General features: G+C 42.4%; 7 protein-coding genes and 1 tRNA gene. 6 read left to right on the forward strand and 2 right to left on the reverse strand.

Annotated elements, in window-relative coordinates; all coding sequences use genetic code 11:
• Window positions 1-208: 208 nt before the first annotated feature.
• The gene (gene cobW, locus H6H03_RS06325) at window positions 209-1,249 is read left to right on the forward strand and encodes a cobalamin biosynthesis protein CobW (RefSeq protein WP_190954274.1); all 1,041 of its coding nucleotides are present in this window, start codon (window positions 209-211) and stop codon (window positions 1,247-1,249) included.
• Here the strand turns inward: cobW and H6H03_RS06330 are convergent.
• Window positions 1,144-1,464 (reverse strand): hypothetical protein, encoded by a 321-nt coding sequence (locus tag H6H03_RS06330; protein ID WP_190954275.1) that lies wholly within the window; start codon window positions 1,462-1,464, stop codon window positions 1,144-1,146. The genes cobW and H6H03_RS06330 overlap by 106 nt on opposite strands.
• Before the next feature lie 32 nt (window positions 1,465-1,496).
• Between H6H03_RS06330 and H6H03_RS06335 the strand changes: the two genes are divergently transcribed.
• The 5 genes from H6H03_RS06335 to H6H03_RS06355 all read left to right on the forward strand — a co-directional run bounded on the left by H6H03_RS06335 (window position 1,497) and on the right by H6H03_RS06355 (window position 11,199).
• Window positions 1,497-1,958 carry an ABA4-like family protein gene (locus H6H03_RS06335; protein ID WP_190954276.1) on the forward strand — a complete coding sequence of 154 codons (462 nt, stop codon included), beginning with the start codon at window positions 1,497-1,499 and terminating at the stop codon, window positions 1,956-1,958.
• 716 nt (window positions 1,959-2,674) lie between these two features.
• Complete coding sequence (locus H6H03_RS06340) at window positions 2,675-4,570, forward strand: transketolase (RefSeq protein WP_190954277.1); 1,896 nt, start codon at window positions 2,675-2,677, stop codon at window positions 4,568-4,570.
• 323 nt (window positions 4,571-4,893) lie between these two features.
• Complete coding sequence (locus H6H03_RS06345; protein WP_190954278.1) at window positions 4,894-5,061, forward strand: hypothetical protein; 168 nt, start codon at window positions 4,894-4,896, stop codon at window positions 5,059-5,061.
• 315 nt (window positions 5,062-5,376) lie between these two features.
• Window positions 5,377-6,501 (forward strand): sensor domain-containing diguanylate cyclase, encoded by a 1,125-nt coding sequence (locus H6H03_RS06350; protein WP_190954279.1) that lies wholly within the window; start codon window positions 5,377-5,379, stop codon window positions 6,499-6,501.
• A gap of 273 nt (window positions 6,502-6,774) precedes the next feature.
• The gene (locus H6H03_RS06355; protein WP_190954280.1) at window positions 6,775-11,199 is read left to right on the forward strand and encodes an NACHT and WD40 repeat domain-containing protein; all 4,425 of its coding nucleotides are present in this window, start codon (window positions 6,775-6,777) and stop codon (window positions 11,197-11,199) included.
• A 434-nt stretch (window positions 11,200-11,633) separates the two neighbouring features.
• Here H6H03_RS06355 and H6H03_RS06360 read toward each other — a convergent pair.
• Window positions 11,634-11,705 (reverse strand) — tRNA-Lys (locus H6H03_RS06360).
• Window positions 11,706-11,708: the final 3 nt, after the last annotated feature.

Below are 11,708 nucleotides of genomic sequence, written 5' to 3' on the forward strand. Positions count from 1 at the left end.
TCTTGAAAAAGAGAATTGGGTATGGGGCATAGGGCATAGGGCATAGGGCATAGGGCATACCCAATCCTCAATACCTATTTTTGAGTTGCAGCGTCTTACTCTTGAATTTCAGTTTAAAATAACTGAGTCAATATTTAAACTCAAGATAATTTCAGTATCTAAGTTAATAAACAACAAAACTTGTGATATTGAAGACATCAGGCAAAATATGGCTGCAAAAATTCCGGTGACAGTAATTACAGGCTTTTTAGGTAGTGGAAAAACTAGTCTAATTCGCCACCTGCTACAAAACAACCAAGGACGCCGTATTGCGGTTTTAGTCAATGAATTTGGCGAACTCGGTATTGATGGCGAACTGTTGAAATCTTGTCAAATTTGCCCTGAGGATGGTGAAGGTGAGAGCAATATTTTTGAATTAACCAACGGCTGCTTATGCTGTACCGTTCAGGAAGAGTTTTACCCGACGATGCAAGAGCTAATTAAGCGGCGAGATAGCATTGATTGTATTTTGATTGAAACTTCTGGTTTGGCGTTACCAAAACCACTGGTGAAAGCTTTTCGCTGGCAGGAAATTCGCAATGCAGCCACGGTGGATGCTGTGATTACTGTGGTTGATTGTGCGGCTGTAGCAGCAGGGACATTTGCCAGCGATCCCCAGGCGATCGCAGCCCAACGACAAGCTGATGATAGTATAGAACACGAAACGCCTTTGCAAGAACTGTTTGAAGACCAACTTGCTTGTGCAGACTTAGTGGTCTTGAATAAAACTGACTTGGTAGACGACGAGACGAAAGCCAGAGTCGAGGAATTGGTTAAACAAGAGTTGCCCAGAGTAGTGAAGATTGTCGAAAGCGATCGCTCTCAACTCGATGCATCTATATTATTAGGATTCCAGGCCGCAGTCGAAGACGACCTAGATTCTCGCCCCAGTCATCACGACACCGAAGAAGACCACGACCACGATGAAGAAATTACCTCAGCCAATTTAATTTTAGATCGTGCCTTTGACCCAGAAAAGCTGCAACAGCAGTTGCAAACATTGGCACAAGAACAAGAAATTTATCGAATCAAAGGCTTTGTCGCAGTACCAAACAAACCCATGCGCCTAGTAATGCAAGGTGTGGGAACCAGATTCGATAAATTTTACGATCGCCCCTGGCAACCCGAAGAACCCAGACAAACCCGCTTAGTTTTCATCGGTCGTGATTTAAAATCCTCAGAAATCGAATCCCAACTTGTAGCTTTATAAATTAATTGGGCATGGGGCACTGGGCATTGGGTATGGGGGGATGGGGGAGTGTGGGGAAATGGCCGAGTGTGGGGAGAAAGAGAATTTATGCCCCCATCTCTTCCTACACCTCCCACACCTCCCACACCTCCCACACCTCCCACACCTCCCACACCTCCCACACCTCCCACACCTCCCACACCTCCCACACCTCCCACACTTCCTGCTTGCCCCATGCCCCATTCCCCATTCCCCACTTTAGAAAACTATGACAATTTCTCAAATATTTAACATTGCGAATCTTTTCGTTTTGCCTTTTTGGGCTTTGATGATTTTATTGCCGAATTGGAAAGTAACACAGCGAATAATGGCATCATATCTGCCTTTTGTGCTGTTAGCTGGAGTATATTTGTATTTGTTCGTCAACAGCGTTACGCCAGAAAACGCCCAAGATTTCTCGAATCTGGAATTAGCTAATGTTGCCCGACTTTTTGCAGATGAAAAAGTTGCTGCAACGGGTTGGGTTCATTATTTAGTAATGGATTTGTTTGTTGGTCGCTGGATATACTTAGAAGGTCAAAAAACAGGTATTTGGACAATTCATTCCCTAGCTTTGTGTTTTTTTGCTGGCCCTTTGGGATTACTATCTCACATCGCTACTGACTGGATATCTCAGAAATTTTTCCTTAAGTTTGAGCAAAATGAAGCGGTGACGGTAGCAGAAAAATAAGTATCATCAACTAACAGTTAGTAAGGTATTACGCTTTTAAATTGCACAGGAACTCATGCTGTTGACTGTTAAAGTTTAAGAGTCAACAGCCAACACCAAAAATGCTCAAGTTAAATGCAATACAGCTTGTACCAATTCTTTATGAAGATGCACAGAATATTAAACGTAGACCCAAAGCGGCTTGCCGCAGGCTACCGCAAAGTACGCCTTCTCTACGAGAGGCAGTACACCTAGCTATCTTACCTCAATAGAAGATTAAAAATATAGAAAATAGCTGATACCGATTAAATACTGTTCATCAAGACAATTTTTTTCTCTCATTTAAAATCTAGAGAATTTTTAATTCATTTAAAAATACAATACTTTATCTATTTTAATTTATATTATATACCCTAAGAAATAAAGTCAGTTACTCCATTAGAAAGAAGTTATAGCAGTTACTACTTTCTAAAGTAAACCCAGGGAGAGTAAAATAAATCTCCAACAATATTATTAGATTTGTGTCTGCTTTTAACTGAAAAAGACACTATTCTTCAATAAAAATCCTCTAATTACCAATTGAGAATGCTTACACATTAGGGATTTAACCATTACCTGATTCTAGAAATCGATATCTACAATTTTGAGCGAGTTTGAAACTTGTATTTCGCCAAAATACAAGTGATTAGATATAAGAATTCGCTACATACCCTTAATTTTAATATAGGAATACCACTATGGCCATACAGGAGCAACTACACCAATGGCATGAATTAGCACAACAGTTGCGTGTAGATAGCATTCGCGCTACAACTGTTGCTGGTTCAGGTCACCCTACGTCGTCCATGTCACCAGCCGATCTGATGGCGGTTTTACTTTCTAAATATCTGGGCTACGATTTTGAGAATCCAGATAATCCTAATAACGATCGCTTGATTCTCTCTAAAGGACATGCCGCACCGTTACTGTATGCCATGTATAAAGCTGCGGGGGTAATTACTGATGAGGAGTTAATGTCATTGCGGCAATTGGGCAGCCGCTTAGAAGGTCATCCAACACCGGTTTTACCTTGGGTTGATGTGGCCACTGGCTCATTGGGACAAGGATTGCCAATTGGTGTAGGGTTGGCTTTAGCAGGTAAATATTTAGACCAGTTACCATACCACATTTGGGTGTTGCTGGGTGATAGCGAAACAGCTGAGGGGTCTGTCTGGGAGGCTTTCGATCGCGCTTCACACTACAGCCTAGACAATCTGATCGCTATTATCGATGTCAATCGTCTAGGACAGCGGGGTCAGACTGAATTAGGCTGGAACACACAAGCCTATGCTGCACGCGCTACAGCTTTTGGCTGGCAAGCAATTGAAATTGATGGTCACGATTTGACGGAGATTGACCAAGCTTTTAGCGCTGCTTTGAGTATCAACGATCGCCCCACTGTAATTATTGCTCGTACCAAGAAAGGCAAAGGTGTAGCCTCCTTGGAAGATTTAGGCGGTTGGCACGGTAAAGCACTCAAACCCGATGCCGAAAAAGAAGCGATCGCCGAGTTGGGTGGTGAACGCCACATCAAAATTCAAGTCAACAAGCCCGAAGAAGAAGGCCAACCAGTTCTAACAGCGAACCCTCAACCGCTGCAACTTCCCACCTATAACAAAGATACCAAGGTCGCAACACGTCGAGCGTATGGCGATGCTTTAGTAGCATTGGGAGCCGCTCAACCAAATGTAGTCGTACTTGATGCCGAGGTCAGTAATTCCACGTATGCTGAAGATTTTGCTGAAGCTTATCCTGAGCGCTACTTTGAAATGTATATTGCCGAACAACAAATGGTTGCAGCGGCGGTGGGTTTGCAGGTGCGAAAATACAAACCCTTTGCATCGAGTTTCGCAGCTTTCTTGAGTCGAGCTTACGATTTTGTGCGGATGGCGGCTGTCTCTCGCGCCAACATTAAATTAGTAGGTTCCCATGCTGGGGTATCCATTGGTCAGGATGGCCCTTCACAAATGGCGCTGGAGGATCTAGCAGCTTTCCGGGCAGTATGGAGTAGTACTGTACTGTATCCCAGCGATGCTAACCAGACTGCTAAATTAGTGGCGCAAATGAGCGATCGCAATGGCATTGTCTACCTCCGCACCACCAGGGAAAGCACACCTGTAATTTATGGTTCTGATGAAGATTTTCCCATTGGTGGTAGTAAAGTAGTCCGTAGTTCAGACAGAGATCGAGCCGCTATAATTGCCGCTGGCATTACTTTACACGAGGCTCTGAAGGCTTACGATCGTCTGAAAAACGAGGGTATTACGGTGCGCGTCATCGATGCCTACTCTGTTAAACCCATTGATGTCAGTACACTTCATCAAGCTGCACGCGATACCAAGGGTAATTTAGTCGTTGTTGAAGACCATTGGCCTGAAGGCGGATTAGGCGCAGCAGTGCTAGATGTTTTTGCGGCTACTAGTAATCATCCTACTTACAATGAATCCCAAGTGCGACTAATTAAGTTGGCAGTCACTGATATGCCAGGTTCCGGCACTCCAGAAGAACTGCTTCATGCTGCCAAAATTGATGCCGATGCCATTGTTGAAGCCGTGAAATCGCAAGTCAGAGAGCCAGTAGGAGCATCAAATTAGTACAACATAGCTCAATAACATAATCCCGTGGTTAAAGCGATTGCCACCTTTCGGGAACGTCGTTCCTCCTTGCTGCGGACAGGCTTCCAGAGCGATCGCACAATCCTATTGCTAGATGACCAAACCAAGTACTAGGGGGAATTTTAATACTTGTGTGTACACCGTAGCCTTGAAAGAGAGGGGAGAGAGGGGAGTGGTTCGTCTTCAATCAAGGGCACAGCAGTGCTGTGCCCCTACAAAAGATGTGGTTTTTTAATCATCTATGTTTGGTATTTGTTGTCAATGTCTAATACGATTTCACGAAAACCTTGATACAGATAGAGATGTCTGGTAGGGGCACGGCAGTCAACTTAACGCGAAACGGGCGGTTAGAAACCGCGTCTACACAAACAAAACCTGCCTACGCAGGTTTCAAAAGCCTTAATTTTCCGTTAGTCCGCGTGGTGCGCCAAGCGCAGCGCAAGCGCGATAGGCGGACTTTGCCTGTGTAGCCGCGAATTCCATTCGCCCAGGCTTAAGTTGACACCAATGGGCAGTGCCGTGCCCTGAACAACTTGTGTGTACACCGTAGCCTGGTAGGAGAGGGAGGCTGGGTGGGTGAGGTCTGCCGAATTCACGTCTGATTAATTTTAGGCAAGCTGGCTTTTTTTAATATATCAATACAGCTTTACATCTATCTAAGGATAGATTTTTATAGATATGTAACATTTATATTCAAAACATATAAAAAGCTGAGTAAAATGGGCAAATTTGCTCTAAATTGCGGCCTCAACTGATTTTTGATATTGCTTTCTGGGTGTCAGCGCATGGATCTTCAAAACTCTGCTTCATCTGCCATCACTTCTGATTCCAATAGTCTCAAAACTGAAATATCTTATGTCCAGGCAATGGAGCATTTAATTGAGGTTGTTCGAGTATTGTCATTAGCACGGACGCTAGAGGAAATCATGGCGATTGTGCGAAAGTCTGCACGTGAGTTGACTGGAGCAGATGGAGCTACTTTTGTCCTACGAGATGGAGATCAATGTTTTTACGCAGATGAAGATGCGATCGCTCCATTATGGAAAGGGCAACGTTTCCCTATGAGCATTTGCATTGGTGGTTATACGATGCGGAACTGTCAGCCTGTTGTGATTAGCGATATTTATGGAGACGAACGAATTCCATTTGCAGCTTACCAACCAACTTTTGTCAAAAGTTTGGCAATGGTGCCCATCAGGATGTGTAACCCCATCGGTGCAATTGGAACATATTGGGCTAAGTTACATCAGCCAACGCTAGAACAAGTCAAGCTTTTACAGGCATTGGCAGACACAACAGCTGTGGCCATGGAAAATGTGCAGATTTATAGTGAACTAGAACAAAGAGTCCGCAATCGCACTGCTACACTAGAAAAAGAAATAGAGGAGTGTCAAAAAGTTGAGGCAGAAGTTAGGCGCTTATCTCTAACAGATGAATTAACTGGACTGTACAATCGACGAGGCTTTTTTCTACTTACACAGCAGCAATTAAAACTTGCTCATCGACGACAAAAGCCCTGTTGTCTGTTATTTATAGATATCGATGGATTGAAGCAAATCAATGATACATTTGGGCACGAAGTTGGCGATCGTGTAATTGTTGATACAGCAGAACTACTAAAACAAACCTATCGAGATTCTGACATCATTGCCCGATTGGGAGGTGATGAGTTCGTTGTATTCATGCCTGAATCTTCAGATTGTACTAATACAGTTTCTGCTCGCCTACAACGGAACGTTGATTTCTTCAATCACAATCGAGGTAGAAGTTATCACTTATCAATCAGTGTTGGAGTGAAACAGTGTTTTCTAAATGAAGATTTTTCATTGGAAAAACTTATATTCCAGGCAGATGAATTGATGTACCAGCAAAAACGTGCCAAGCTAAGTTCTACCAATCAATTTTGTTAACATTCTTAGTCTGAGCGATTAAACATCGATTTATAATAATAAAATTGTGAGCTATTATTCCCAGCTAACTCTCAAGTATCTGCCAGTAATAGTGTGTAGATAGAGGTTTATCTGATATATTTTTGTGAGAGCGATCGCTGTTAATAAATTTTAAAACTTGAGAATTGCTAATGCTTGAGAAAGTATAAAATAAAACTCGAAAAGATGGGTTATGCTTTCTAATAATCATTAATCGCTAATTAGCAAGATAACTCTGGGTTTTTGAGTATCATCATGAACTTAATTGATTTAGTCATCAACGCAATTACTGGCATTGGTAATCCTTTGATTAAAGAAAAAATTCAGCGTAATGAGACAGTAATTAAGTTACTCCAGCAATTTAACCTCGATCCAGAACATCCACCTGCTGATTTTAGCGGTGTTTACGTTTATGCTTTAGTAGAATATGGAGTTGGTAAACCAAAACCATTTCTGGAATTATTCCGACAAGAAACAATTAAACAAGCTTTTCGCACAGCATTAGATCACAATAATCCTTCAATTCTGCTTTCTGAAGTTGATGTTTTTCTTGATGCTTATACATTGGGTGATGAAATCAGAAGCTTAGAAATTGATGTCAGAAGAGAGGTAGCTGCATTTGCCACTGTATTTATTGAAGTTGCCAAACGTAGTCGCACACCTGCTGATGTGTTGATGAGCCAGCAAATTGGTTCTCTACACAAAAGGATTGGGAGTATCCAAGAACAGCTAGAAAGATTGCCCACACTGGAAGGAATTCGCACAGAAATAGCACGGTTGGCGGCAGAAAATTATCCCGCACTAACGGGAACTGTAACTGAAAATAAATGTAGAGCGATCGCCTTAGCTCAGCAGATGCGAGGATGGTTTGATACCTTGGGCTACCGCCTGGAAAAATATGAAATCTGGGCAGAAGAATATTTTGAATGGATTATCAACATCCCAGTACGTCGCAGTTATGACCGGATTGTTGTACGTGGTGTTGCAAAAGAAGTGGGACTGAGTGATGTGATGGCCTTGCGTCAGTCAGTTGAAGCACAAAAAACAGATGAAGGCTGGTTAGTAACTACCCGCCGGATTTCCCGCGCTGCAAGAGATGAAGTCAAGAAACAAGAAAATCATCGCCTTGATTGTTTCACTTTTGACGAACTAATTGACTTAGATGCAGACTTTAATGGCTATCTCGACTGGCTGGAAGCAGAAATCAAACGTCGAAAAATTGACACTAAATATGTACCGCTTGCTTGTACAAAAGAAGAAATCGATCCAATTACCAAGCGACGGATAGCAGTCAGTCATTATGAGGAAGAAGACGGCTGGATTGATGGCTACATCGACCTGTGGCTTGATGACCCCGCCAAAGAGCATATTTCTATTTTGGGAGAATTTGGCACAGGTAAAACTTGGTTTGTCTTTCACTATGCTTGGACTGCATTGCAACGTTACCGCGATGCTCAAAGACGTGGTGTCGAACGTCCCCGCCTTCCTTTAGTAATCACCTTGCGGGACTTTGCTAGAGCATTAAATGTTGAGAATGTTTTGGCAGGTTTCTTTTTTACCCAACACAACATCCGCATCAACAACGAAGTTTTTGACCAACTCAATCGTATGGGTAAATTGCTGCTAATTTTTGATGGCTTTGACGAAATGGCAGCAAAAGTAGACCGCCAACAAATGATTAATAACTTCTGGGAACTAGCAAAGGTAGTAGTTCCTGGTTCTAAAGTTATCCTCACCTGTCGTACTGAGCATTTCCCAGAGGCCAAAGAAGGACGAGCTTTACTGAATGCAGAATTGCAAGCTTCCACTAATAAATTAACTGGAGAAACACCACAATTTGAAGTTTTAGAACTGGAAAAATTTAACGACGACCAAATTCGGCAGGTGTTGTTATACCAAGCTGAACCTGCCACAGTTGAGCAAGTGATGGTCAACCCGCAGTTATTAGATTTGGCCCGTCGTCCAGTGATGACGGACTTAATTTTAGAAGCATTACCAGATATTGAAGCAGGTAAACCTGTGGATATGTCACGAGTTTATCTCTATGCTGTGCAGCGCAAGATGGAGCGAGACATCAAAGCAGAGCGTACTTTTACTTCTTTGGCAGATAAACTCTACTTTTTATGCGAACTTTCTTGGGAAATGCTTTCTACTGACCAAATGAGCCTGAATTATCGGTTGTTCCCAGAACGCATTCGCAACTTATTTGGTTCTATTGTCCAAGCAGAAAAGGATTTAGACCACTGGCATTACGACATGATGGCCCAGACAATGCTTGTCCGCAATGCTGATGGTGATTACACTCCGGCACATAGGTCGCTGTTAGAGTTTTTTGTAGCGTATAAATTTGCAGCAGAGTTGGGGGCTTTAGCTGGTGATTTTACGGAATTGGCAAAAGCGCGATCGCTTATAGATAAAAGTCTTGCACCTGTTGATTATACTTGGTCTGGTTATTTTTCGCCCAGTAGTGGGGCGAACGCACCGCTAAACAAATTTACAAGTGAGTCTTTGGACAAGTTGAGGGAGACTTTTGGCAAAGCGCCACTCACGAAAGCAGTGATGGATTTGTTTGTGCCGATGTTGAATAATAGTGAGTCTCTAATTAGTGCGATCGAGGTAACGCGGGGTAAAAGTGAGGATGAGGTAGCCTATGTTGGCGGAAATGCGGCAACACTAGCCCTAAAAGTCCATAAGGCTGCGTTGGAGGGAAGAGATTTAAGTGGTACTTTGATTAAAGGCACAGATTTTAGTAATGCTAGTTTGCAGAGTGTGAATTTTGCTCAAGCAAATTTAGCCAATTGTGCTTTTACCCAAGCTTTAGGCGCAGTCTTTTCAGTTGCATTCAGTCTAGATGGAAAACTACTAGCTACAGGTGATGGTAATGGCGTAGTTCGCTTATGGGAAACGGCAATAGGTAAAGAAGTTTTAACTTGCAAAGGACATAATAGTACAGTACCTTCAGTCGCCTTTAGTCCTTCTAGTCAAATACTTGCCAGTGGTAGTTACGATCGCACAATAAAACTATGGTCTATTCAGACAGGAGAATGTCTGAAGACTTTGCAAGGTCACACTTCGGGAATACGTGCAATTGCTTTTAGTCCCTGTGGTAAATTACTTGCTAGTAGCGGTAATGAAAATATAATCAGGCTTTGGGATGTTGATACTGGAGAATCCCTGACAGGTTTTCATGGACATACCGATCATATACGTTCAGTCGCCTTTCACCCTTCTGGCATGATGTTGGTTAGTGGTAGTGCAGACAAAACAATCCGAATCTGGGATATTAACAGTGGAGAATGCTTGAAAATTCTTGAGGGTCACACGAATAAGATACGCTCAATTGCTTTAAATTCTACTGGCGAAATTATAGCCAGTAGTGGTAGTGACTGTACAATACGCTTTTGGAATATTAAAACAGGAAAATGCCTAAAGATTCTCCAAGGTCATACTGACACTGTAATGTCAGTTGTGTTTGGTTGTTTCGATCGCATAATTGCTAGTGCTAGTGGCGATCGAACAGTACGACTCTGGGATGTTCAAACTGGAGAATGCTTAAGTGTTATCCAAGAACACACGAATGTAGTACGTTCAGTAGCCTTTAACCCATCTGGTCAAACCTTTGCTACTGGTAGCTATGATAAAACCGTCAAGATATGGGATATCAATACCTGTGAATGCTTAAAAACTGTGCAGGGTCATACCAATTGGATAAGTTCAGTAGCATTGAATGCATCTGGTAAAACTATTGTTAGCGGCGGAAATGATGCAACAATCATCTGGGATACAAACACAGGTAAATCTTTAAAAACCTTACAAGTACATACTAGTTGGGTATTTTCAGTTGCATTTAGTCCCTGCGGTCAGATTGTTGCCAGTAGTGGTGCTGACACAAAAGTAAGATTATGGGATATCAATACTGGTGAATGCTTAACAACTTTACACGGACATACGCACTGCGTGTTCTCAGTTGTTTTTAGTCCTGATGGAAAGCTATTAGCTAGTGGTGGTATTGACCAACAATTGAAGTTATGGTCATCTGAAACAGGTAAATGTCTAAAAACTTTTAATTTAGACAAAGGGACAGTACATTCAGTTGCATTTAATCCCGTTGATGGAACATTGGCTAGCGGGAGTTCTGAATTTACCGTCAAGTTATGGGATATCAATACAGGTGAATGCTTCAAAATTCTCGAAGGGCATACTGCTACAGTTCGCTCGATTAACTTCCATCCTGGCGGTAAAATTCTTGCTAGCGGGAGTTCTGACTGCACAGTCAGGTTATGGGATGTGAACACAGGTAAGTGTTTAAAAATTTTGCAAGGACACTCGAATATCGTGCAGGAAGTAGCTTTTAGCGCTGATGGGCTAAAACTTGCCACAGCTAGTGAAGATTACACTATCAAGTTGTGGGATGTACCAACTGGAGAATGTTTGAGAACACTACAAGGACATACAGCTTGGGTATTTTCAGTTGCCTTCAGTTCTGATGGTGTGACCTTGATTAGTGGTAGTGGAGATGAAACAATTAAAATTTGGGATATTGAAACTGGTGAGTGTTTAAAAACCTTAAAAAGCGATCGCCCTTATGAACGCATGAACATTACAGGCATTAAAGGGTTGACTAGAGGCGAAATTGCTACCCTCAAAGCACTGGGCGCAGTAGAAGACGGAGAAATATAAGTAAAAATTAATTTACTGTAATAAAGTAATATTAAATCCCAAAATAGGGATAAAGAAGGCAGGAGGCAGAGGGGAGAAGGCAGAAGGTTCAATTTAGAAGTGGATTCAATACCTTATACCATTTCACGAAAAATCTGATGTAGATGTAGGTTGGGTTGAGGAACGTAGACGCCGGAGGCGGCTTCCCGAAGGGTAACCCAACACCTCAAAGTCTTGTATGTGTTGGGTTTCACTTCGTTCAACCCAACCTACGCATCTGTTTCATTTTTTCTGGAATTAGTATTACTTAATTGAGGCCACCTTTCTTGAAATTTGGTGTTCTTGTCTTAAACCCTTGTTCCCTTTGGTCACGGGCAGAGGGCAGAAAACAGTATTCCTTCTGCCTCCTGCCTTCTGCCCTCTGCCTTTCTTGATAAAGTAAAATACTCAAAAAGTGGGTGACCTGAGATTCGAACTCAGAACCAGCGGATTAAGAGTCCGATGCTCTACCGTTGAGCTAGTCACCCAAA

The sequence above is a fragment of the Nostoc paludosum FACHB-159 genome, assembly GCF_014698835.1.
In the GTDB taxonomy this organism is placed as follows: Bacteria; Cyanobacteriota; Cyanobacteriia; order Cyanobacteriales; family Nostocaceae; genus Nostoc; species Nostoc paludosum.